Origin of the sequence: Kineobactrum sediminis, from assembly GCF_002868715.1 — a bacterium.
Lineage (GTDB): Bacteria > Pseudomonadota > Gammaproteobacteria > Pseudomonadales > Halieaceae > Kineobactrum > Kineobactrum sediminis.
The window spans coordinates 613,201-636,634 of record NZ_PKLZ01000001.1; the positions used below are offsets into that span (position 1 = coordinate 613,201).

The 23,434-nt window shown below is 58.0% G+C and carries 24 protein-coding genes; 15 read left to right on the plus strand and 9 right to left on the minus strand.

What is annotated here, in order from left to right; translation table 11 throughout:
* Positions 1-6: 6 nt before the first annotated feature.
* Both parC and CWI75_RS02715 read right to left on the minus strand, forming a co-directional pair.
* The gene (gene parC / locus CWI75_RS02710; RefSeq protein WP_101519905.1) at positions 7-2,259 is read right to left on the minus strand and encodes a DNA topoisomerase IV subunit A; all 2,253 of its coding nucleotides are present in this window, start codon (positions 2,257-2,259) and stop codon (positions 7-9) included.
* Positions 2,260-2,350: 91 nt separating this feature from the next.
* Positions 2,351-3,163, minus strand: coding sequence for a Crp/Fnr family transcriptional regulator (locus CWI75_RS02715; RefSeq protein ID WP_101519906.1), 813 nt, complete (start codon positions 3,161-3,163; stop codon positions 2,351-2,353).
* Positions 3,164-3,387: 224 nt separating this feature from the next.
* Between CWI75_RS02715 and CWI75_RS02720 the strand changes: the two genes are divergently transcribed.
* Positions 3,388-3,870, plus strand: coding sequence for an FKBP-type peptidyl-prolyl cis-trans isomerase (locus tag CWI75_RS02720; protein WP_101520107.1), 483 nt, complete (start codon positions 3,388-3,390; stop codon positions 3,868-3,870).
* A gap of 2 nt (positions 3,871-3,872) precedes the next feature.
* Positions 3,873-4,358, plus strand: coding sequence for a GNAT family N-acetyltransferase (locus CWI75_RS02725; protein WP_101519907.1), 486 nt, complete (start codon positions 3,873-3,875; stop codon positions 4,356-4,358).
* Here CWI75_RS02725 and dtd read toward each other — a convergent pair.
* Positions 4,355-4,795 carry a D-aminoacyl-tRNA deacylase gene (dtd, locus tag CWI75_RS02730; protein ID WP_101519908.1) on the minus strand — a complete coding sequence of 147 codons (441 nt, stop codon included), beginning with the start codon at positions 4,793-4,795 and terminating at the stop codon, positions 4,355-4,357. The genes CWI75_RS02725 and dtd overlap by 4 nt on opposite strands.
* A gap of 9 nt (positions 4,796-4,804) precedes the next feature.
* Complete coding sequence (gene typA, locus CWI75_RS02735; protein WP_101519909.1) at positions 4,805-6,616, minus strand: translational GTPase TypA; 1,812 nt, start codon at positions 6,614-6,616, stop codon at positions 4,805-4,807.
* A gap of 458 nt (positions 6,617-7,074) precedes the next feature.
* On the opposite strand from typA, the gene glnA reads away from it, so the two are divergent.
* The 5 genes from glnA (at position 7,075) to CWI75_RS02760 (ending at position 12,384) form a co-directional block, all read left to right on the plus strand.
* Positions 7,075-8,481, plus strand: a complete 1,407-nt coding sequence (glnA, locus tag CWI75_RS02740) for a glutamate--ammonia ligase (protein ID WP_101519910.1) — start codon at positions 7,075-7,077, stop codon at positions 8,479-8,481.
* Positions 8,482-8,608: 127 nt separating this feature from the next.
* Positions 8,609-9,142, plus strand: coding sequence for a DUF4124 domain-containing protein (locus CWI75_RS02745; RefSeq protein ID WP_101519911.1), 534 nt, complete (start codon positions 8,609-8,611; stop codon positions 9,140-9,142).
* 253 nt (positions 9,143-9,395) lie between these two features.
* On the plus strand, positions 9,396-10,469 hold the full coding sequence (gene glnL, locus CWI75_RS02750) for a nitrogen regulation protein NR(II) (protein ID WP_101519912.1): 1,074 nt from the start codon (positions 9,396-9,398) through the stop codon (positions 10,467-10,469).
* Positions 10,453-11,859, plus strand: coding sequence for a nitrogen regulation protein NR(I) (ntrC, locus tag CWI75_RS02755; protein WP_101519913.1), 1,407 nt, complete (start codon positions 10,453-10,455; stop codon positions 11,857-11,859). The genes glnL and ntrC overlap by 17 nt, the downstream gene beginning before the upstream one ends.
* 60 nt (positions 11,860-11,919) lie before the next feature.
* Positions 11,920-12,384, plus strand: coding sequence for a tRNA (cytidine(34)-2'-O)-methyltransferase (locus tag CWI75_RS02760; RefSeq protein ID WP_101519914.1), 465 nt, complete (start codon positions 11,920-11,922; stop codon positions 12,382-12,384).
* Between the two features lie 18 nt (positions 12,385-12,402).
* Here CWI75_RS02760 and secB read toward each other — a convergent pair whose 3' ends face one another.
* The 3 genes from secB to CWI75_RS02775 are packed head-to-tail and all read right to left on the minus strand — an operon-like array spanning position 12,403 to position 13,652.
* Positions 12,403-12,921 carry a protein-export chaperone SecB gene (secB, locus tag CWI75_RS02765; RefSeq protein WP_101519915.1) on the minus strand — a complete coding sequence of 173 codons (519 nt, stop codon included), beginning with the start codon at positions 12,919-12,921 and terminating at the stop codon, positions 12,403-12,405.
* Positions 12,922-12,959: 38 nt separating this feature from the next.
* Positions 12,960-13,223 carry a glutaredoxin 3 gene (grxC, locus tag CWI75_RS02770; RefSeq protein ID WP_101519916.1) on the minus strand — a complete coding sequence of 88 codons (264 nt, stop codon included), beginning with the start codon at positions 13,221-13,223 and terminating at the stop codon, positions 12,960-12,962.
* A gap of 15 nt (positions 13,224-13,238) precedes the next feature.
* Positions 13,239-13,652: a rhodanese-like domain-containing protein gene (locus CWI75_RS02775; protein WP_101519917.1), complete on the minus strand. Its 414-nt coding sequence runs from the start codon at positions 13,650-13,652 to the stop codon at positions 13,239-13,241.
* Between the two features lie 208 nt (positions 13,653-13,860).
* Here CWI75_RS02775 and gpmI point away from each other — a divergent pair, with 208 nt between their 5' ends.
* From gpmI to CWI75_RS02795, 4 genes are all read left to right on the plus strand, one after another.
* Positions 13,861-15,417: a 2,3-bisphosphoglycerate-independent phosphoglycerate mutase gene (gene gpmI, locus CWI75_RS02780; RefSeq protein WP_101519918.1), complete on the plus strand. Its 1,557-nt coding sequence runs from the start codon at positions 13,861-13,863 to the stop codon at positions 15,415-15,417.
* Positions 15,418-15,422: 5 nt separating this feature from the next.
* A complete protein-coding gene (locus CWI75_RS02785; protein WP_101519919.1) occupies positions 15,423-16,571 on the plus strand; it encodes a murein hydrolase activator EnvC family protein in 1,149 nt (382 codons plus the stop codon).
* An 88-nt stretch (positions 16,572-16,659) separates the two neighbouring features.
* A complete protein-coding gene (locus tag CWI75_RS02790) occupies positions 16,660-17,970 on the plus strand; it encodes a S41 family peptidase (protein ID WP_241521050.1) in 1,311 nt (436 codons plus the stop codon).
* Between the two features lie 4 nt (positions 17,971-17,974).
* Positions 17,975-18,775: a divergent polysaccharide deacetylase family protein gene (locus CWI75_RS02795; RefSeq protein ID WP_101519921.1), complete on the plus strand. Its 801-nt coding sequence runs from the start codon at positions 17,975-17,977 to the stop codon at positions 18,773-18,775.
* Here the strand turns inward: CWI75_RS02795 and CWI75_RS02800 are convergent.
* Together CWI75_RS02800 and CWI75_RS02805 are read right to left on the minus strand one after the other, a co-directional pair.
* Positions 18,763-19,569: an ABC transporter permease gene (locus CWI75_RS02800; protein WP_101519922.1), complete on the minus strand. Its 807-nt coding sequence runs from the start codon at positions 19,567-19,569 to the stop codon at positions 18,763-18,765. The genes CWI75_RS02795 and CWI75_RS02800 overlap by 13 nt on opposite strands.
* Positions 19,569-20,207, minus strand: coding sequence for an ABC transporter ATP-binding protein (locus tag CWI75_RS02805; RefSeq protein WP_101519923.1), 639 nt, complete (start codon positions 20,205-20,207; stop codon positions 19,569-19,571). The genes CWI75_RS02800 and CWI75_RS02805 overlap by 1 nt, the downstream gene beginning before the upstream one ends.
* A gap of 181 nt (positions 20,208-20,388) precedes the next feature.
* Here CWI75_RS02805 and pomA point away from each other — a divergent pair, with 181 nt between their 5' ends.
* From pomA to CWI75_RS02825, 4 genes are all read left to right on the plus strand, one after another.
* Entirely contained in the window at positions 20,389-21,156 is a 768-nt protein-coding gene (gene pomA, locus CWI75_RS02810; RefSeq protein WP_101519924.1) for a flagellar motor protein PomA, read from the plus strand.
* A complete protein-coding gene (locus CWI75_RS02815; RefSeq protein ID WP_101519925.1) occupies positions 21,149-22,075 on the plus strand; it encodes a MotB family protein in 927 nt (308 codons plus the stop codon). The genes pomA and CWI75_RS02815 overlap by 8 nt, the downstream gene beginning before the upstream one ends.
* Before the next feature lie 36 nt (positions 22,076-22,111).
* Complete coding sequence (locus CWI75_RS02820) at positions 22,112-22,675, plus strand: PilZ domain-containing protein (protein ID WP_101519926.1); 564 nt, start codon at positions 22,112-22,114, stop codon at positions 22,673-22,675.
* Positions 22,676-22,790: 115 nt separating this feature from the next.
* The gene (locus CWI75_RS02825; protein WP_101519927.1) at positions 22,791-23,426 is read left to right on the plus strand and encodes a hypothetical protein; all 636 of its coding nucleotides are present in this window, start codon (positions 22,791-22,793) and stop codon (positions 23,424-23,426) included.
* Positions 23,427-23,434: the final 8 nt, after the last annotated feature.

The window sequence follows — 23,434 nt, forward strand, 5'->3', positions numbered from 1 at the left end:
CCACCCCTAGCCCACGCGCATCCCGTCAACTTTCTGGAAGCCCCGCGGCAGCTTGTTACCCCGGCGGCCACGCTCGCCGCGATAATGCTCAAGCTCGGAGAATTTCAGGTTCAGGTGGCGCTTGCCGGCGAGAACCACCAGGGATTGTTCCTCGGTAATCACCTGTACCGCAACCACAAACTCCTCGCGACTCTGTACCCGGGCGCCGGGAATACCAATTATCTTGTTACCCTTGCCACGCGCCAGCTGCGGCAGGTCCTGCAGGGGGAAGACCAGCAGCCTGCCTTCATTGGAGACCGCAGCCACCCAGTTGCCCTCGTTTTCCGCGGGCACCGGTACCGGCTGCAGTACATGACCACCTTTGGGCAAAGACAGCGCCGCCTTACCGGCCCGGTTCTTGGATTGCAGGTCGGCAAACACCGCTATAAAACCATAGCCGGCGTCGCTGGCGAGCAGGAAACGCTGTTCGCTATCCGCCAGCATCAGGCCCTCGAATGTCGCACCTGAGGGCGGATTGATGCGCCCGGTAACCGGCTCACCCTGGCCGCGCGCGGAGGGCAAATTATGGGAGGGCAGGGTATAAGCCCGACCGGTAGAGTCCAGGATAACGGTGGGCTGGTTGCTGCGGCCTCGCGCGCTCAGCTTGAAGCTGTCACCGGATTTGTAACTCAATCCCCCGGGATCGAGATCATGGCCTTTAGCGGCACGGATCCAGCCCTTTTCGGAGAGCACCACCGTGATCGGGTCGGCACTCATGAGCTCCAGTTCACTGAAAGCCCGGGCCTCTTCGCGCTGCGCAAGGGGTGACCGGCGGTCATCGCCGTACTGTTGCGCAACCGCCAGCAATTCTTTCTTGATCAGGGTCTTGAGGCGGGCCTCGCTGCCCAGCATGGTCTGCAGGTAATCTCGTTCCTGCTGCAGCTCATCCTGCTCGCCGCGGATTTTCATTTCTTCAAGCTTGGCCAGGTTGCGCAGCTTCAGTTCGAGAATGGATTCGGCCTGTACGTCGCTCAGGCCAAAGCGCTCTATCAAAGCAGCCTTGGGCTTGTCCTCGGTACGAATGATATGGATAACTTCATCCAGATTCAGGTAGGCCACCAGATAGCCTTCCAGGATATGCAATCGCCTGAGCACCCGGTCGAGGCGGTATTCAAGCCGCCTGCGCACGGTCGCGGTACGGAACGCCAGCCACTCCTTGAGGATGCGATCAAGGGGCTTCACCCCGGGCCGGCCATCGGTCCCGATCATGTTGAGGTTAACCCGGTAGCTGCGCTCCAGGTCAGTAGTGGCGAAAAGGTGACTCATCACGGCATCGAGATCAACCCGATTGGAGCGCGGCACAATTACCAGGCGGGTGGGGTTCTCGTGGTCAGACTCATCGCGCAGGTCGGCCACCATCGGCAGCTTCTTGGCCTGCATCTGCTGGGCAATCTGTTCCAGCAGGCGGGAACCGGATACCTGGTAGGGCAGAGCCCGGATTATGATGTCACCGCCCTCCACATCCCACACCGCACGCATGCGCAAACCACCACGGCCTGTTTCGTAAAGCGCCAGGATATCGGCCCGGGGAGTAATTATTTCAGCCTCGGTAGGAAAGTCGGGCGCCTGCACATGCTCACACAGTTCAGCCACTGTAGAACGAGGAAACTCGAGCATCCTTACCGTGGCAGTGACAATCTCCCTGAGATTGTGGGGAGGGATATCCGTGGCCATACCCACCGCGATACCGGTGGTGCCGTTGAGCAGCACATTCGGAACCTGGGCGGGCAGTACCGAAGGCTCCTCCATGGTACCGTCGAAATTTGGCACCCAGTCCACCGTGCCCTGCGCCAACTCACCCAACAGCACATCGGCATAAGCCGTCAGCCGTGATTCGGTGTACCGCATCGCGGCAAAGGATTTGGGGTCATCCGGGGACCCCCAGTTACCCTGGCCATCCACCAGGGGATAGCGATAACTGAAGCTCTGCGCCATCAACACCATGGCTTCATATGCCGCGCTGTCACCGTGGGGATGAAATTTACCAATAACATCGCCCACCGTACGCGCCGATTTCTTGAACTTTGCGGTAGCCTTGAGACCGAGTTCACTCATGGCGTAAATTATGCGCCGCTGCACCGGCTTCAAGCCGTCGCCGATATTGGGTAGCGCACGGTCGAGAATCACATACATGGAGTAATCCAGGTACGCCTTTTCAGTATATTGACGCATCGACACCTGTTCGATGCCGTCGCTATCAATTTCCAGTAGTTCGGACATTAAGGAAAAACCTGTATTCAGTAGCGCTAAGCGGCTTCACACCAGCGCCGCGGGATGAGTTGTCATCCCGCGGGCGGGGTGCCACTTGCAATCAATCGACAGAGGGCTCGTTGCGCAGCCCCACCAGTTGTTCATTCAGGTTGACTATGGAGTTTGCCATATCAACCAGTAGCCTGTGGACGGGAGCAGGATGGCTCTTGATCAGCTCGGAAAATTGTTCCTTGGGCACCTTCACCACCGAGCAGGGCGTACGCGCTCTTACCGTGGCACTGCGGTCGGCCTGGGTAAGAGCCGCCATGGCGCCGAAAATCTCGCCTTCACCGATCCGGCTGACAATAACATCATCCACCAGTACTTCCGCCACACCCGCTGACAGGTTGAAAACATAATCGGCACGCTCGCCCTGGTGAATAATTATCTCGCCTGGCTGGTACTCTTCAAAGCCCGGGGTTGTCTGAGACCCGCCGCTGGCCTGAACGGTACTCAGGCGCAACATCAGGCCTGCATAGGTTACCAGTAACCGGCTCCATAGCTTGGTCGCACCCGGATCGGCAAACACCTTCTGCATAAAGTCGAGGGCTGGGTATCCGTCGAGGCTCGCACCCGCTTCACTGCCATAGACAACCGCCATTGCCGCGTTGCCGGTACCGGCGATGTCCGGCAGCAACATATCACCTTCTTCGAGAATATAAACCGATTTCCCCCGATAACGTGCGGTGAGTGATCCGCTGTCAACGCGGTAGAACCTGCCCGGGTCGAAACCCCGGAAATTCCCCTGGGGAGCCGCTTCTATTTCCAGTCTGATGGGGTTTGCACTGACCCGGTCGATAAGCGCAGACGCCAGCTCTTTGAACTGCCGGTTGAGTTGAGTGAAATCTTGTGGAACTTCGGTATTGGCCAGCATCACTGTGCTCTTGATTTATTGTATGAGGAACACTGGCGGTTCCCTGCCATATGCAACGTACTGTCATTATGGAGCGCTTCGCTCCACTCCGGGCGAGCGCCAATGGTAGCAACTATTAACCCACGGGAGAATCATCGCAGTGGCGTTAATTGTACATTTCGGACAGGAGCACAGAGGCGCCCGCCGTGTTAAAATATCGCTTTTGCCACAGCGGATATGCCAGCGTGAAAATCAGTCAGCAAACGGTCGTCAATTTCCACTATACCCTGCGCAACGAACAGGGCGAGGAACTTGAAAGCTCCAGGGACGCGGATACCACCGCCTACCTGCATGGAGCAAACAATATCATCCCGGGTCTGGAAGCGGCCCTGAGCGGACTGGAGCCGGGCGCTCATACCGAGGTGACCCTGGCACCGGAAGACGCCTATGGGCAACGCAAGGAAGCCCAGGTACAGAAGGTACCGGTCAAGCACCTGGTCTATCAGGGCAAGCTGAAACCGGGGATGACCGTCCAGCTGAACACCAGTGAAGGCCGCCACCCGGTTACGGTTACGCGGGTGGGCCGGCACAGCGCGGAAATTGATACCAATCACCCGCTGGCAGGACAGACCCTGGTGTTCGACATCGACATTGTAGAAGTCCGGGCCGCCACTCCGGAAGAAATCTCCCATGGCCATGCCCATGGGGTTGGCGGTCACCACCACTAGCCGTGGAATACAACTGGCTCAACACGCCCTTTGACGCCCTGGATGCAGCCCAGCTGTATGACCTTTTGCGGTTGCGCCAGGATATTTTCGTGGTCGAACAGAATTGTGCCTATCCCGACCTGGACGGGCTTGACCAGCACGCATGGCATATGCGCTGCCTGCAGAACGGCGCAGTAGTGGCCTACCAGCGCTGCCTGCCACCGGCCATTTCCTATCCCGGGTGCTCGTCTTTGGGCCGCGTTGTGGTCGCGGCCGAGGCTCGCGGCACTGGCCTGGGCCGCGAGCTGGTAGCACGGGGCATCCACTTCAATCGGCAACAATGGCCGCAGGCGGACATTGTAATCGGCGCCCAGGCCTACTTGCTCGATTTCTACAGCAGCCTGGGCTTTGCCGGGGAAGGTGAACCTTACCTGGAAGATGGCATCCTTCATGTGCACATGCGCTATCCCGCGCAACAGCAGGCTGGCGCTCTTTCCAATTCCCGCTAACTCAATTCAAGCAGAAATGTCACTGGCCCGTCATTTACCAGGCTCACCTGCATATTGGCGCCAAATTGTCCGGCGGCAACATCCCCATGCCGTTGGCGCAGGCACTCCAGCATCCAGTGATACAGCGGCTGTGCGTCGGCCGGTGGCATGGCGCTGGAAAACCCGGGACGCAGCCCCTTGCGCGTCTCTGCCGACAGGGTGAACTGGGATACCAACAAAATCCCACCGCAAACATCGGTGATACTGGCATTCATCCGGCCCGCATTGTCGGAGAACATCCGGTAAGCCAGGATCTTGTCCATCATGCGCGTCGCAACATCCCTGTTATCAGCGCGATCAAGGCCCAGGAACACCAGCATCCCGGCCCCGATACTGGCGACGCAACGGCCCTCAACCGAAACACCGGCCGAGGTAACCCGCTGCAACAGCGCTTTCACCGGCGAGGGTTAACCGCGACCGGCGCGACGACGCTCGTGTTCAAGCAGCTTTTTCTTACGCAGGCGAATGCTCTCGGGGGTGACTTCAACCAGCTCGTCATCCTCAATAAACTCCAGTGCCTGCTCCAGGGAATGGCGCGTTGGTGGCGTCAGGGTCAGTGCCTCGTCGGTACCCGAGGCACGCACGTTGGTCAGCTGTTTGCCCTTGATGGGGTTTACCGTAAGGTCGTTGCCACGACTGTGCAGGCCGATGATCTGCCCTTCGTAGACTTCGACGTTGGGCTCAATGAACATGCGCCCGCGGTCCTGCAGGTTGAAGATGGAATAGGCCAGGGTTTTACCCTTGACCATGGATACCAGCACACCGTTGCTGCGATGCGCCACATCCTGCGACTTGACCGGTCCGTAGTGGTCAAAAACGTGAGTCAGGATACCGCTGCCCGAAGTCAGGGTAAGGAACTGGCCACGGAAACCGATCAGGCCACGCGCGGGGATAATAAACTCCAGCCGCACCCGGCCCTTGCCATCGGGAATCATGTTTTCCAGCTCTGCACGGCGCTGGCCAAGCTCTTCCATCACCGCACCCTGGTGCCGGTCCTCACAATCGATCATCAATTGCTCGTAGGGCTCCTGAAGCACCCCGTCAATTTCCCGCTGGATCACTTCGGGCCGCGATACACCCAGCTCAAAGCCTTCGCGCCGCATTGACTCAATCAGCACCGACAGGTGCAGCTCACCGCGACCGGATACCTTGAACTTGTCGGGGCTGTCACCGGGCTCAACCCGCAGCGCCACGTTATGGATCAGCTCGCGCTCCAGGCGCTCCTTGATATTGCGCGAGGTAACGAACTTGCCTTCGCGACCGGCAAAGGGCGAATCGTTAACCTGGAAGGTCATGCTCACGGTAGGCTCGTCCACGGTCAGTGGCGGCAGCGCCTCGACCGTGGCGGGGTCGCACAAGGTATCGGAGATGTTGAGCCCCTCGATACCGGTTACACAGACGATATCGCCCGCCTCGGCCGTGGGCACATCAATCCGCTCCAGCCCGAGATAACCCATTACCTGCAATACGCGACCATTGCGCTTCTTGCCGGCGGCGTCTATCACGGTCACCTGGGTGTTGGGCTTGAGGACGCCGCGGGTAATACGGCCAACACCGATCACACCCACATAACTGTTGTAGTCGAGTGCGCTGATCTGCAACTGCAACGGGCCGTCGCGGTTAACCGCGGGCGCCGGCACCTTGCTGATAATGGTGTCGATCAGGGGCTTCATGTTTTCGGCCATGTCTTCGTGATCCAGGCCGGAAATACCGTTGATGGCGGAGGCGAAAACAATCGGGAAATCCAGCTGCTCCTCGGTCGCCCCCAGACGATCAAAGAGATCAAAAACCTGGTCTACCACCCAGTCAGGGCGGGCGCCGGGGCGATCGACCTTGTTAATCACCACAATAGGGTTGAGCCCCTGCTCAAAGGCCTTGGAAGTCACAAACCGGGTTTGCGGCATGGGACCGTCCACCGCGTCGACCAACAGCAATACCGAATCGACCATCGACAGCACGCGCTCAACCTCGCCACCGAAGTCCGCGTGCCCGGGGGTATCCACAATGTTGATGCGGTAGTCGTCCCACATGATCGCGGTATTCTTGGCGAGGATGGTAATACCCCGCTCTCGCTCCTGGTCATTGGAGTCCATAATGCGTTCCGACCCTTCGGAGCGGCGATCAAGGGTGCCGGATTGATTCAGCAGGCAATCCACAAGAGTGGTCTTGCCGTGGTCAACGTGGGCGATAATGGCGATATTACGAAGCTTCTCAATCAAGGGATTTCCTCGGTCCAGGGACCCGACAGCAAAAAAGGCGGCGGATTATACCCCAGGACTGCACGCGGCGTCAGGTTCTGTTAGCGGTGATATTGCGGCCTTCCCGATACTCAGGCAAAGTACCATTACAGCCGCAACACTTGACAACTTCATGCCCGAAAGGGATAACGAAAGCGCGCCTTCAAGGTGCATAATGAAGCGTGCGGCAACAATCTTCGCACCAAAATAGCGCACTAGCGCTTTATTTTGGTGCATGCAGCTACACGTCGGGGCGTAAATAAGCCTGTAAATTGCTGTAAATGCGGCATCCGCACAAATCACAGGATTGGCACAGCTTTTGCTTTTCAACTTATGCAGATACTCTCTGGCCGCTGATGGAACGCTCGCAAGCAACCCCTGCACCAGGAACACGCACGTGCCGAAAGGCAGAATGACTTTTATCCCACGGAGGAAACACCATGTCAGAGCAGACTCTGAATCTGATCAAAGAAAGCGAAGCACGCTGGGTTGACCTGCGCTTTACTGATACTCGCGGCAAGGAACAGCATGTCACTCTGCCCTCGGCCAGTGTCGATGAAGACTTTTTCGAAGAGGGGCAGATGTTTGATGGTTCCTCGATATCCGGCTGGAAAGGCATCAACGAGTCGGACATGATCCTCATGCCCGATGACAGCACCTCGGTCCTGGATCCTTTTACCGACGATATCACCGTGATTTTGCGTTGCGACATCGTAGAGCCCACCACCATGCAGGGCTACGAACGCGACCCTCGCTCCGTGGCCCATCGCGCCCAGGAATACCTGGTTGCCACCGGTATCGGCGACACCGCATTTTTTGGTCCCGAACCGGAATTTTTTGTCTTCGACGACATCAAGTGGCACGCGGATATTTCGGGTGCAGGCTATGCCATCAGCTCCTCGGAAGCGGCCTGGTCTTCCAACCTGCATGTGGAAGAAGGCAACATCGGTCACCGGCCCAAGGTCAAGGGCGGTTACTTCCCGGTACCCCCGGTCGACTCACTGCACGACATCCGCGGCGCCATGTGTACCGCAATGGAAGAAATGGGCCTGCCCATTGAAGTCCATCACCACGAGGTGGGTACTGCCGGCCAGTGCGAGATCGGGGTCCTGTTCAACACCCTGGTGAAAAAAGCCGACGAAGTGCAGATTCTCAAATACTGCGTACACAACGTGGCCCATGCCTATGGCAAAACCGCCACATTCATGCCCAAGCCCCTGGTGGGTGATAACGGCTCCGGCATGCACGTACACCAGTCAATCTCCAAGGACGGTGTCAACCTGTTTGCGGGCGATGGTTACTCGGGCCTGTCCGACATGGCGCTGTACTATATTGGCGGCATCATCAAGCACGCCAAGGCCCTGAATGCATTCACCAACCCAGCCACCAACTCCTACAAGCGCCTGGTACCCGGCTTTGAAGCGCCGGTAATGCTGGCCTACTCCGCCCGTAACCGCTCCGCTTCCATTCGCATTCCCTATGTTGCAAGCCCCAAGGGCAAGCGCGTGGAAGTGCGGTTCCCCGACCCCGCTGCCAACCCTTATCTGGCCTTTGCCGCCTTGTTGATGGCGGGCCTGGATGGCATCCAGAACAAGATTCACCCCGGTGATGCCGCCGACAAAGACCTGTACGATCTGCCACCCGAAGAAGGCAAGGCCATCCCCACTGTCTGCTCAAGTCTTACCGAAGCACTGGATTCCCTGGATGCGGACCGCGACTTCCTGACAGCCGGTGGTGTCTTCACCGATGACATGATTGATGGTTATATTGCCCTCAAGCGTCTGGATGTCGAGCGCCTGGACATGACCACACACCCGGTCGAGTTCGATATGTACTACTCCGTGTAAGAGCAACGGCGAAAACATGAGAGCCCGCCTCGCGCGGGCTTTTTTATGCTTGCCATTCGCCAATAGGTAGCTTTTTGCTTTTCTGCTATCGTTATCGGCAGCTACACTGACCCGGCCGAGGTGAACCATGACACGAATACCCCTGTTCCTGCTGCTACTGATACTGCCGGCGCTTGCCCAGGCACAGATTTACAAGTCAGTTGATGAGCAGGGCAACGTCAGTTACAGCGACCAGCCTCCCGAGGATGGCAAGCAAGCTGAAAAGCTGGAGCTGCCGCCGACCAACACGGCACCCGCCCTTGAAACCCGCCCTCGGCAACCCGGCGAACAACCCGAGGAGCCGGCACCGGAACCCACTGTAACTATAGTCACCCCGGAAAATGACACGGTTATCCCAATGGGGCCGGGTAATTTCAGCGTTCAGGCGTCGGTAACCCCGGCTCTGCGTTCGGGAGAGCAACTGCAGCTGTCTATCGACGGCAAACCTTATGGCGAAACACAGACAACTACCCGCTGGTCCCTCACCGGCATGTTCCGCGGCGGGTACGATCTTGAAGTCGTGCGCCTGGATGCCGATGGCGATGTCGTTGCACGCTCGGACACCGTAAGGGTCTACGTCATGCGACCCTATAACATACCCAACGCCCGGGGCAGCAAGTAAAGGCGCTGGACAACAGCCAGATCATGCCGCACCATAATGGTGCATGATACTCAGGCCCAGACCCTGCAAGCATGACGATCTGGCCACATTTCTGCCGTTTTAGCTGCACAAAGGCGGGTAGCGAGCACTCACTACCTTTGTAGACCAGAAAAAACAGTGCTTTTAACTTTTTAACGGGCAAGCCGCCATTCTGGCGCTATTTTTGCTATATCACGATGCAGGCCACAGTAATGCGGTCAATCATGGGGCAAGCATGCGGCACAAGGCAGACATTCTCGATCACATAAGCACAGGGATTATCGCCCTGGACCAGGATTTGCGGGTCACTGATATCAATTCCGCTGCCGAAGTATTGCTGGAGGCGTCAATCAGCCGCGCCATGGGCGCCCATGCCGGCCAGCTGGTGGAGCATCCCCGGGAGTTCCTGCAAACCCTGGAGCAGGCCAGGGATACACGATCGACACTGGCTCGCCGGGGCATGTCACTTGTCCTGCACTCGGGCCAGGAGATTCACGTGGACTTGATTGCAACCTCAATGGCGGCGCAAACCGAGGGCGGAAACTTCCTGTTGCTTGAGCTGATACCGATAGACCGGCTGCAACGCATCAGTCGCGAAGAGAGCATGCTGCATACCCAGGAGACCACTCGCGCCGTGATCCGCGGGCTGGCCCACGAAATCAAGAACCCCCTGGGGGGAGTACGTGGCGCGGCACAGTTACTGGCAAAAGAACTGCCCACTGAAGAGCTGACCGAATACACGCGGATCATCATCCGTGAAGCCGATCGGCTGCGCGACCTGGTCGACCGCCTGCTGGGACCCAATCACCGCCTGGTACTCGAAGATCTCAATATCCATGAAATCCTGGAACATGTGCGTAACCTGATATCCGCCGAAGTCGACAACCAGGTGCAGATCAGCCGGGACTATGATCCCAGCCTCCCGACCCTGTCTACGGACCGGTCGCAACTGGTCCAGGCGGCACTCAATATCATGCGCAATGCGCTACAGGCGGCGCCGCGGCCGGAGGATTGCCAGATATCGCTGCGCACCCGCTCCCAACGCCAGTTCACCATTGGTAACGTGCGCCACAGGCTGGTATGTCGGGTCGACATCATTGATAACGGTCCCGGGATTCCGAACGATCTGCAGCAGTCCATTTTTCTACCTATGGTGACCGGTCGCGCCGATGGCACCGGCCTCGGGCTGTCCATTGCCCAGTCGATCATTAATCGGCATGGGGGTCTGCTCGAGTGCGAAAGCGAACCCGGCAAGACCCGTTTCACCTTTTATTTACCAATGGAACAGAGCCATGCAGAAACACGCTAAAGTCTGGGTCGTTGATGACGACAGCTCAATTCGCTGGGTACTTGAACGCGCCCTCAGCCAGGCCGGCATCGACAACGAGAGCTTTATTGATGGAGACCAGCTGATAGCGCGGATGCGGGTAGAACAACCGGATGTAGTGATCAGCGACATTCGCATGCCCGGAATAGATGGGCTGGATCTACTGACCAGGATCACTGAACAATATCCTGAGTTACCGGTGATCATCACTACCGCACACTCAGACCTGGAAAGCGCTGTGGCCTCATATCAGCGCGGGGCCTTTGAATACCTGCCCAAACCCTTTGATGTCGACGAGGTTATTGCAGTCACCGAGCGTGCCCTTGCCCACGCACAGGAAAATCGGGGAGAACCGGTCACGCCGGAACAACTTCCGGAAACCGAGATTATCGGCGAAGCACCGGCCATGCAGGAAGTGTTTCGGGCAATCGGCAGGCTGGCGCAGAGCAACATCACCGTACTGATCAATGGCGAGTCCGGCACCGGTAAAGAACTGGTGGCGCGAGCCCTGCATCGCCATAGTCCGCGAGCACAAAAACCGTTTATCGCGCTTAACATGGCTGCGATTCCCCGCGACCTGATGGAATCCGAGCTTTTCGGGCACGAAAAGGGCGCCTTTACCGGTGCCAACACTAAACGTGAAGGTCGTTTTGAGCAGGCAGATGGGGGCACATTGTTTCTGGACGAAATCGGGGATATGCCGGCTGAAACCCAGACCCGGCTGCTGCGGGTACTGGCTGATGGCGAGTTCTATCGAGTTGGCGGGCACACCTCGGTAAAGGTAGATGTACGGATTATTGCCGCCACTCACCAGGATCTCGAAGAACGGGTGCGACAGGGGGATTTCCGCGAGGATCTGTTCCATCGCCTGAACGTCATCCGCATACACATTCCCCGGCTGGCGGAACGGCGCGAGGATATCCCACGGCTGATGAATTTCTTTTTTCGCAAGGCAGCAGAGGAACTCGGGGGCGAACCCAAGGTGTTACTCGCGGAGACCGAGCGCTTCCTGACCACCCTGTCATGGCCGGGGAATGTCCGGCAACTGGAGAATACCTGCCGCTGGTTGACGGTTATGGCCTCCGGCCGTGAAATTCACCTGCGCGACCTGCCGCCGGAGCTGGGTAAGACCGTAGCCCCGGAGACGGGTAATACTGCAATGCAATGGCATGACCTGCTCTGTCACTGGGCGCGAAACGAGCTGGCACAGGACAAGCACCACATTCTGCGCCAGGCCGTGCCCATGTTTGAGCAAGCCATGATCGAGGTGGCCCTGGAACATACCAGTGGTCGAAAACGCGATGCAGCCGAACTACTGGGCTGGGGTCGAAATACCCTTACCCGCAAGATGAAGGATCTCGGCATATCGTAATAATCTGCGTGAAACCACAAGTGGGTTCCCCGATGGCCGGATCCGGCAGATAATAGGCCAATGCTTAATATCGTATTGTATCAGCCCGAAATTCCGCCCAATACGGGCAATATCATCCGTCTTTGTGCCAACACCGGTTGCAACCTGCATCTCGTAAAACCACTCGGGTTCGACCTCGATGACAAGAAGCTCCGTCGGGCAGGGCTGGATTATCGCGAATTTGCCAGTGTACAGGTACACGAGGATCTGGCGGCGCTGCAACATCTGTTGCCGAACGCGCGGTTGCTCGCGGTGAGCACCCGCGGGACCACCGCCTACCACGAACATGCCTATTGTCCCGGCGATGCCATTATTCTCGGTCCGGAAACCCGGGGCTTACCGACCGACCTGCTGCAGGCGCTGCCGCCGGAACAGGTGCTGCGTATTCCAATGCGACCCGGAAGCCGCAGCCTCAACCTGAGTAATGCAGCGGCTCTTATCTGCTATGAAGGATTACGCCAGTTGGGCTTTCCGGGCCTTGAGTGAAATGCGACCAGGAAGCTACTAGTGAGTAGCTCCCTGCTCGTCGGCAGCCGGTGCTGCGGCAGCAGCCTCTTCCTGCGACTTGGCCACTGCCTGCTGGTACAGACCCTCAAAATTGACCGGCGCCAGCATAACTGCAGGGAAACCGCCTTTGACGCACAGGGAATCAATATTTTCCCGGGCGTAAGGGAACAGGATAGTAGGCGCGGCGGTGGCCAGCACACGGCGCAGATTCTCGCCCTCAATGCCGGTAATCATGAAAATGCCGGCCTGCTGCACCTCCACCAGAAATGCCGTCTCTTCTTCGATCTTGGCAGTCAGGGTGATGGTCAGTACCGCTTCATAATTGCCGAGATCGTCAATCTTTTCACTTTTGGTGTTCAGGTCAACATTGACCTGCGGTTGCCACTGTTTACGAAAAACCCCGGGGGTGCCAGGTGACTCAAAGGACACATCCTTGGTGTAAATGCGCTGCATGGCAAATTGTTGCTGGGGCTGTTCCTGCGCGGTTCCAGCTGCTTGTGCTTCTTCATCGGCCATTGAGCCGTCCTCCATTGGGTTATCGTAGGGGCTGGCGCCTACTGCGCCTGTTCAAGTAAAGAATCCAGACGACCCTGCCGGTCAAGCGCGGCAAGTTCATCAAAACCACCGATATGGAGATCGCCTATCCATATCTGGGGTACGGTACGGCGCCCGCTAAGTTCCGTCATTTCGGCACGCTTGTTGAGATCACCGTCTACCGATATTTCAAGGTAGTCAACGTGCTTGTTTTGCAGCAGCCGCTTGGCGCTCACGCAATAAGGGCAGAACCGGGTTGTATACAATTTGACCGGTGCAGTCATTGTTCAGGCTCCCGTTTACTTGACGGTAGGTAGTTGCAGATTGGTCCATTCCAGCATGCCACCCGCCATCTTGTAGACCCGGGTAAACCCTGCGGCCTTTAACTGCTTGCCCACCGCGCCGGCGCTCTGGCCCATCTTGCAAACCAGGATTATCGGGCGCTCCCGGTACTTTTCCAATTCGCCAATACGCGCGCTAACCTTGGTGGCGGGAATGTGTATGGCATCCACAATATGGCCGGCCTTGAAATCGGCGGCATCGCGCAAGTCCACAAAAACACCGTCCTCGCTGTTGGCGAGGTTAATGGCTTGTTGTGGGCTCAGTGCCGGCCCGGATTTACGCGCCTCGTGCATAATCAGCATGATGACGACGGCAAGCAGGGCAGCGAAAAGCACCCACTGCTGGGTAAGGAATTCAAGGAACAGTGCCATAGGCTATTGCGTGGTCTCGTAATTTGGGTTGATCCGGGGTTTTTGCCCCGGGATGGCCGATGCGCCGCCAACAAGCAGTGCGCCACCAAATCGCCGGCAAGTATACAAGCTATACTGACAGGCAACCAGCCCGCAACAATGCGATCCTCCGCGGGAACAGGTAAAATACCAGGCCACTCCCCAATTCACGGACAAACCCGGACTGCCCATGAGCGACAATCACAGAATTCCCACCGTACTTATCATCCTCGACGGCTGGGGTTACCGGGAGGAAACCCGGGACAATGCTATCGCCAACGCCAAAACCCCGGTATGGGACCGCCTCTGGGCCCAGGCGCCGCATACGCTTCTTTCCGGATCGGGCCTGGATGTGGGCCTGCCGGAAGGCCAGATGGGAAACTCCGAAGTAGGCCACATGAGCCTGGGCGCGGGCAGGGTTGTGTATCAAAGCAGTACCCGAATCAACAAGGCGCTGGAAGATGGCAGTTTCAACGACAACCCTGCCTATACCGAAACCATAGATCGCGCGGTTGCCAATGGCGGAGCCGTTCACGTGATGGGCCTTTTATCCAATGGCGGCGTCCACAGTTATGAGGACCATATTTTCGCGGCCATTCGGCTGGCCGCGGAACACGGTGCCAAGCGCATTTATCTGCACGCCTTCCTGGATGGCCGCGACACGCCCCCGCGCAGCGCTGCAGAGTCTCTTGAAAGGGCAGATGCCGTGTTTCAGGAATTGGGGCACGGCCGCACGGCGAGCATAATCGGCCGCTACTACGCCATGGATCGCGATAACCGCTGGGACCGTATTGAAAAAGCCTATCGCCTGCTGACTGAAGCGGAGGCGCCCTACCGCGCCGACACCAGCGCGGAAGCCCTTGAAATGGCCTACGACCGCGATGAAAACGACGAGTTTGTGCTGCCGACAGTGATCTGCCGCGAGGGCGAAGACAGCGCCACCATTAACGACGGCGATGCGATACTGTTCATGAACTTCCGCGCCGATCGCGCGCGCCAGCTAACCCGGGCCTTCACTGACCCCGAATTCGACAATTTCGAACGCCAGCAGCGACCGGAACTGGCAGGCTTTGTAATGACCACGCAATACTCAGCCGATATCGACGCAGCTTGCGCCTTTCCTCCAGCCAGCCTGGACAACGTGCTTGGGGATTACATTGCGCAGCACAGCAGGACCCAGCTACGAATAGCTGAAACCGAAAAATACGCCCACGTGACTTTCTTTTTCAGCGGCGGTCGCGAGCAGCCCTATGACGGTGAAGACCGCATCATGGTGCAGTCCCCCGATGTCGCCACGTATGATCTGCAGCCGGAGATGAGCGCACCCGAGGTGACCGATAAGCTGGTGGAAGCTATCAAGTCGGGTCGCTATGACCTGATCGTGTGTAACTATGCCAATGGCGACATGGTGGGTCACAGCGGCGTATTTGAGGCGGCGGTAGCTGCGGCAGAGGCAGTGGACGAGGCTCTGGGGCGGGTCGAGCAGGCAGTGCTGGAGGTAGGCGGCCAGGCCCTCATTACCGCCGATCACGGTAACTGCGAGCAGATGCTGGACTACGAAAGCGGACAACTTCATACCCAGCACACCACGCAGCCGGTGCCCCTCATATACATCGGCCCGGGGGACTGTAGCCTGGATCCACAGGGCGGAATACTGGCCGACATCGCACCCAGCCTGCTGGTACTGATGAACCTGCCCAAGCCCGGGGAAATGACAGGCCACAGCCTGATCAGTTGTCGAGGCTGAACACCATGCTGCGAGGGCCATCGCTGCTGCTGTTGCTGACAGCCGTATGCACGCTCATGCCTCTGGCCGCAAGTGCAGAAACGGAGGAAACACGGGCGCGCGCAGAGCTCAGGGAGTTACAGCAGAAGATCGAGCAGATTAGCCGGGAACTGGCGCAGGCACGCACCCGTCTTGGCGACCTTCAGCAACAACTGCGGCAGACTGAAACCACCCTGGGCGAACTACTGCGGTCCATCGCTGACAATCTGGAAGCCACCGCTGCCACCCAGGATGAGCTCGCTGCCCTGCAGGCGCGCCGGGTCACTCTGCAACAGGCTCGGGACAGCCAGCAGGCACGCATCCGCACAGAGCTTGGGGCGGCCTGGAAAATGGGCCAGGATGGGCAAATCAAGGTGCTGCTGAACCAGGAGAGCCCCCATACGGTAGCCCGTGCCATGGCTTACTATCGCTACTTTTTCAATGCTCGTAACGCCCTGGTTGAGGCCTACAGAGGCACTCTCAAACAGCTGGCGGAGGTTCGGGCAAGTATTGAGGAAAGTGCCGCGCAACTGACTGCACAGCAGCAAGCGCTGCAGCAACAAAGGCAGCAGGTGGTTGCTGCACAACAGCAGCGCAAGCAGGTTCTGGCCAGGCTGGGAGCAGAAATTCGCGGCAAGGACGATGAACTCGAGCGCCTGCAACAGGATCGGGCCGAACTTGAGGAGCTGCTCGATTCCATCGCCCAGAACATCGCACAAATGCAGCTTCCCGACGACTACAAGCCCTTTGCGAATACCAGGGGCAGCCTGGCCTGGCCGGTACCGGGCAAGCGCGGCAACAGTTTTGGCGCCAGTCGCGGTGCCGGTGGCATGCGCTGGCACGGTATAAATTTGCGCGCTGGGGAAGGGACCGAGGTCAAGGCGATTCATCACGGCCGGGTAGTCTATGCGGACTGGCTGCGTGGCTCCGGGCTGCTGCTGATCATTGATCACGGAGAGGGTTATATGAGTCTCTATGCCCACAACCAGAGCCTGTTACGCGAAGTCGGGGAATGGGTAGGTCCCGGCACCATTATCGGTACCGTTGGCAATACCGGTGGTGCCGCGCGGGCCGGTCTCTATTTTGAAATTCGCAAGGACGGAAAACCCGTCGACCCGGTCATCTGGTGCCAATAAAGCAGCCGACCGGCACCCCCGGGCGCTCGGGGAATCGGTTACACTAAACACTTTTATAGCGACGGCCAGCGAGCCGATGGCGGTATTCATGCACACTCTTTTCAATTCCCTGGCAAAGCTGCGGTTCCTGGTGCTGCCGCTCGCACTGCTGGGTTTCCCGTCGGGTGCACAGGCCGCCGAGGAAGAAGGGCGCCTGCCGCTTGAGGATTTGCGCATCTTCGCTGACATCTATAACCAGATTCGTATCGGCTATGTCGAGGAAATAGATGATAGTACCCTGCTGGAGTACGCCATCCAGGGCATGCTCGCGAACCTGGATCCACACTCTGCATACCTGAATAAAGATGCGTTCGAAGATCTGCAGACATCCACTACCGGCGAGTTCAGCGGCCTCGGCCTGGAAGTTGGCATGGAAGACGGGTTCGTCAAGGTTATCGCTCCCATTGATGGCTCTCCCGCGGCCGAGGCCGGCCTTATGGCGGGCGATGTGATACTCAAACTCAATGACAAGACCGTCAAGGATATGACCCTCAACGAGGCAATTGAAATCATGCGCGGCCCCAAGGGCAGCTCGATTGAACTGCAAATCGGCCGCCCGGGAGAAAGCCAGCCCTTCGACGTGACCCTGGTCAGGGACACCATCAAAGTGGCTAGCGTACGCGAGCGTTTTCTGGAGCCCGGTTATGGTTATATCCGCATTGCCCAGTTCCAGAGTGGCACGGGAGGGGATATCAGCGCCGCACTGGCGAGGCTGATGGAAGAGGAAGTGAAAGGCCTGGTGCTGGACCTGCGCAACAACCCGGGCGGCGTACTGGGCGCCAGCATTGATGTGGCCGGACTGTTCCTGGACGGCGGCCTGGTAGTTTATACCGAGGGCCGTCTCGCCAATTCAGATGCCCGCTATGCCGCCAGGCCGGGCGATGCCAGTAACGGCGTCCCGCTGGTGGTACTGATCAACGGGGGCTCCGCCAGCGCCTCGGAAATTGTTGCCGGTGCCCTGCAGGATCATAGCCGCGCGGTCATTATGGGCACCGAGAGCTTTGGCAAGGGCTCAGTGCAGACGGTAATGCCCATTTCGGAATCACGGGCGGTAAAACTGACCACCGCGCTCTACTTTACGCCCAACGGGCGCTCCATCCAGGCTGCAGGTATAGAGCCGGATATCATTGTTGAACGCGCCCGGGTAACAGCGTACGACACGTCCCGTGAACTGAGCGAGGCCGATCTCAGCAGGCGCCTGGATAACGCCAACGGCGACCGGAAGCCCGAGAAGCGGGTTTCCAGCGACCTCCTGGCGACTGATAACCAGCTCTATGAAGCGCTAACCCTGCTCAAGGGCGTTAATATTCTTGGGGGACGCAAAGGCCCCATGCAGGGCACAAACAAGTCCGGCTCCTGAACCGATGCATCGACTGCTATTGCTCGCGCTGTTATTACCCCTGGTCGACACGGCGTGGGCCGTTACGGAAACGCGGCGCGCGGATGACCTGCCCGGCGCCATCAGCACCGTCCATCCAGCCCCCGGGATGGTGACCCTGGTAATCATCATTGATGATATCGGCAACCATCGGGGGGAAGGCGAGGCCGCCATCGCGCTACCGGGCAAGCTCAATATTGCGGTACTGCCGCACACCCCACATGGTGCTGGCCTGGCCAAGCAGGCCTGGCTCGCCGGCAAGGAGGTACTGCTGCACGCGCCGATGAGTGCACTGGGCAACAATAATCCCGGAACCGGCGAGTTGACCGAGAACCTCTCGGAAACCGAATTCAGGGCTACCCTGCAACAGGCAATTGCCGGAACGCCTCATATCCGTGGGGTTAACAACCACATGGGCAGCGCGCTGACCCCCTTGCGAAAACAAATGACCTGGCTGATGGCCCAGCTGGCCGAGCAGCAACTGTATTTTGTGGATTCGCGGACCAACAAAGATACGGTGGCGGCCATCATTGCCGCCGAAACAGGGCTGCCACATTTGTCGCGCCAGGTATTCCTGGATAACATCCCTGAGCGCGCGGCGATTGCAGAGCGCTTTGAGGTACTTGTGAGCCGTGCGCGGCGCGAAGGCGTGGCAGTGGCTATTGGCCACCCATACCCTGAAACCATCGCGTTTTTGCAGGAGATCCTGCCAACACTTGAGGCCCAGGGACTGCGCCTGGCCACCGTGTCAGAGGTTCTGGCACAGCCGCAGCTTCACTCGCTCTGAGTACGCAGGAGCTGGGCAGATAGCAGGCGATGACGGCTTGAGAACATCGAGAAAAAACTCATCATCACCACCCCCAGGGTACCCAGCGCCGTGGATGCGGCAATCATGAATACAATCACAATCTGGTAGCGCACCGCATCGGCGGGGTCCGCACCGGCGAGAATCTGTCCGGTCATCATGCCCGGCAGGCTGACCACTCCCATTACCATCATCGCGTTGATGATGGGAATCATGCCGGTGCGCACGGCGTCCTTTACCTCACGGTGTGCCGCCTCCCAGCGCGTTGCACCCAGGCACAGCATTGATTCTATAAAGGCGCGCCTGCTCACCAGGTTTTCCATGAACCGGTCCAGAGCCAGTGAGATACCGGTTAACGCATTACCCAACAGCATCCCCAGCAAGGGGATAAAATACTGGGGGTCATACCAGGGCTGAAAGCGGATGATCCCCTGCCCGGCCAGCCCGGTCACCAGAAAGGAGGCAAAGAGTACATTCAACAGGCTGTTGCGGTAGATGCCCGGAAAACGTCGCCCGGTACGCCCTACCGCCGCAATACCGGCGGTAGTGCCCATGATCATGGCGAGCAGGAGCACCACCCAGGGATTGCGCAGGGCAAAGATCCATTCAAGTATTAGTCCCACCAGTAACAGCTGTACCGACATGCGCACCGATGCCAGTACCAGTTGCCTGCCGAGGCCCAACCGCAGCCAGGCTGACAGGCCAAGATTAATCAGCATCAGCAGCGCCGCCAGTGCCAGCTCGAGATTACCAATCTGGATGTAAGCCGAATCCATCAGCCGTCCCCCAGCAGCAGCCGTCGGCTGGTCATGCGTTCAAGCTGACCCTGGTCATGGCTTACCCACAGCAGCGAATGCTCAGGATCGGCCGCCTGCCAGGCTTCAATCAGTGATTCGATCTGGCCAACCGCTTCCGGATCCAGTGCTGCGGTGGGCTCATCAAGCAATAGCAGGGTCGGGGAAATTTGCAGGCCGCGTAAAAAAGCCACTATCTGTGCCTCGCCACCGGACAGTGCCGATATCGGGCGCTGCAGGAAATCCGGTGATTTGCCAAGGCGCTCGAGCGTGCCGGAAATCCACGCCTGGTCAAATTCACGCCCGCTGTGTTGCGCAAGTGCGAGCACGGCGCGCAGGTTTTCCTCCACCGTCCCCTCAAAGAACGCCGGCTGCTGGTGTAAATACAAAACCCTGGCACGATAAGCCGGCACGTTGATTGTTTCCGTATCGCGGCCCTCAAACAGTATCCGGCCTTCATCAAGTGGGTCCAGCGCCGCAAGACAACGCAGCAACAGCGTCTTGCCCGAGCCGGAAGGACCACTCACTGCCCAGGCTTCACCCGGGGTCACGCGGAAATCCAGGCCCCGCCAGACCCACTGGTCACGGACTCTTCGGCCAGCATTTTCAACCGACAACATATGACACCAACCCCACCGTTACAGGCTACGTAGCAGGCCATACGAGGAGCATCGCCCGTTTCGGACACACCGGCCCTCACAAAAGTGTAACAGAACGCATTTGTCACAGCGCTTAAGATATACTCGAGCATCATAAAAGCGACCTTCAACAACAACAAACGGACATAAGGATAGTTGCGGTATGGATCTGGCAACATTGCTGGGCCTGGTAGGGGCCATGGGTGTCGTGATTGCGGCAATTCTTACCGGTGGCTCCCCGATCATCTTCGTCAATATTCCTTCAATCCTGATCGTCCTCATGGGCACCATGCTGGTCGTTATGATGAAGTTCAACCTGCACCAGTTCCTGAGTGCATTCAGGGTGGCGGCGCGGGCATTTTCCAACCAGCTGGAAGATCCCGAGGCCATGGTGGCCAAAATTGTAGAGCTGGCCACAACATCGCGTAAAGAAGGCCTGCTGGCGCTGGAAAACGCGGTAATAGAAAATGAATTCCTACAGCAGGGCGTACAGATGCTGTCCGATGGAAACACCCCGGAGACCGTCAGTGCCGTGCTGAAGAAAGACCTGCAGCAGACCATTGACCGTCATAACTGGGGTGCCAGAGTCTTCAGTGCTACTGGTGATGTCGCACCCGCGATGGGCATGATCGGTACGCTTATCGGCCTGGTACAAATGCTCGCCGGCATGGATGACCCCAAGACAATCGGCCCCGCCATGGCCGTTGCGCTGCTCACCACTCTCTATGGCGCCATGCTGGCGAACATGGTCGCCTTTCCCATCGCCGACAAACTGAACCTGCGCAAGAGTGAGGAAGGCCGTCTCAAGGCGATGTGTATCGATGGCCTGCTTGCCATCCAGGCCGGCCAGAACCCGAGAGTAATCGATTCGATGTTAAGGGTTTATCTCGCACCTGCCAGGCGCAAGGTCGACAGCGAAAAAGATGATTGAGTTCGATTTTGAAGTAGAAGAAGTACGCGGTGCGCCCGCCTGGATAGCGACCTTCGCGGATTTGATGTCGCTGTTACTGGCATTTTTTGTACTTCTACTGTCGTTTTCAGAGATGGACCTGGAGCGCTATAAAACCATCGCCGGGTCTATGAAGATGGCTTTCGGCGTTCAGAAAGAGCTGGAGCTGAAGGATGTTCCCAAGGGTACCAGCATCATCGCCCGGGAGTTCAGCCCCGGGGAAACCACCCCAACGCCGATAAAGACCATTCAGCAGGTGACCACAGACACCACAGATTCATCACTGCGAGTAGGTGAACGAGCGACACCGGCCACCGAACTCAGTGAAGCAGAGGCAGAGGCGCTGCTCGCAAAGAAGATCCAGGACCTGTTGGACGAGACCCGGGCCGATGCCGAAAAGTTGAAAGCCATTCTCAGCGATGAGATTAATCGCGAGAATATTGAAATTGAGTCAGAGGGGCGTTTAATCACCATCCGGATTCGCGAAAATGCTTCGTTTCCCTCCGGTTCCGCAACCCTTACCCAGGATTTCCTGCCGGTGATGCACAGGCTCAGGGAAGCACTGGTGGAGATACCCGGCAAGATCTCCATTGAGGGCCACACCGATGATGTGCCAATAAAAAGCGGCACCTTCAAATCCAACTGGGCACTGGCGTCCGGCAGGGCACTCTCGGTTACCCATGAACTGCTGGCGGGGAAAAGCCTGCAGGGCCGCCGTGCAATGGTCGTCGGCTACGCCGACACGCGCCCCTTCACCTCCAATGATACGGCAGCGGGTCGCGCCCTTAACAGGCGAGTTGAAATCGTTATCCGGCAGAGCCTGGAAGATAGTGCCGAGCTTGCCACGGATGATCTTTTGCAGATAGATTCCGAGTCGCTGGAAATTCCGGGCCTCGATTAAAAACTCACCAATACACTTTGCCAGGAGGAACAGCGCATGAACGGGATTAACGATCGCCGGCGCTACTACCGCATCAATGACACAGTTCTGCTGCGTTATGGCGCGATTACCGGAGGACAGACGCCGGCGGAGAGCACTGACCTTGGAGCAGGCATTCTGCTGGGTAAAAGTGACCGCGATCTCAACGACGCCATTGAACATGTAGCGCAGCGGGATCCTGTGATTGCGCAGGCAATGGAGCTGCTCAACCGCAAGATTTCCGCATTGGCGACACAATTGCTGGCAGCCGACGAACTTAACGGAGAGTCCTATGATAAAGCGCAGGTTAATCTGAGCGGCTGCGGCATAGCCTTCGAGGCCCGGGGGACATGGTTGGTCGGGGAACGATTGCGCATAGGCATACTGATCAATTCGGCGCGGGAGCCCGTTGACCTGCTCGGGACCATAATAAGTATTGAAGATGGGGAAAGTGCCAACGAATCCTGCAGACTGCGAGTGGACTTTGACGAAAACGAACACAGCCAGGACCAGATAATCCAGTATGTCATACAGCGCCAGGGCGCACTGCTTTCAGATTCTCTCAAAAGCCGCGCCAACTGAGTAAGAGCACTACTTTTTTGATTTGGGACAACCCCACCCAACCGGGCTGGACTACTTTTATCAACAGACAACCAATCACTGTCTTTGATATTCCCACTTGAAAAAGGAGTAGTCCATGAACAGGAAAAAACTGGCTATCTTACTCTCAGGCGTGTTGCTGGGTGCTCCCGCCTGGTCCCAGAATCCCTATCTCCAGCCCGATGACACCTGGATCGAGATCAGCGGTACCGTTACTTCGGTCACCCCCGATTCATTCATGCTGGACTATGGTGACGGCACGATTACCGTGGAAATGGACGACGGTGATCGCGACGCGGACGCCTACAAGTTATACGAAGGTGACAAAGTTACCGTATCGGGAATGGTGGACGATGACCTCTTCGAAACCACCACTATCGAGGCGAGCAGCGTATTCGTGGAAAACCTGGGCACGACCTTCTACGCCAGTGCGGTGGATGAGGAAGACCCGATGGCCGTGTCCTATTTCGCTGTGCCGATAGTGCCCTCCAGCGGCGTGCTTCAGGGCACCGTTACCAGTGTTGACGAGGACGAAGAGGAATTCAACCTCAACACCGGGCTACGGATGATCACTGTCGAGGTGGACGAGATGCCCTACAACCCGCTGGATGACGAAGGCTACCAGAAGATCAACAGCGGTGACCAGGTACGGGTGACGGGTACCCTTGATAACGACCTGTTCGAGGGGCGGGTGTTTGAGGCGGATTATGTGACCACCCTGTTTAGGGACTGAGTGGTGGC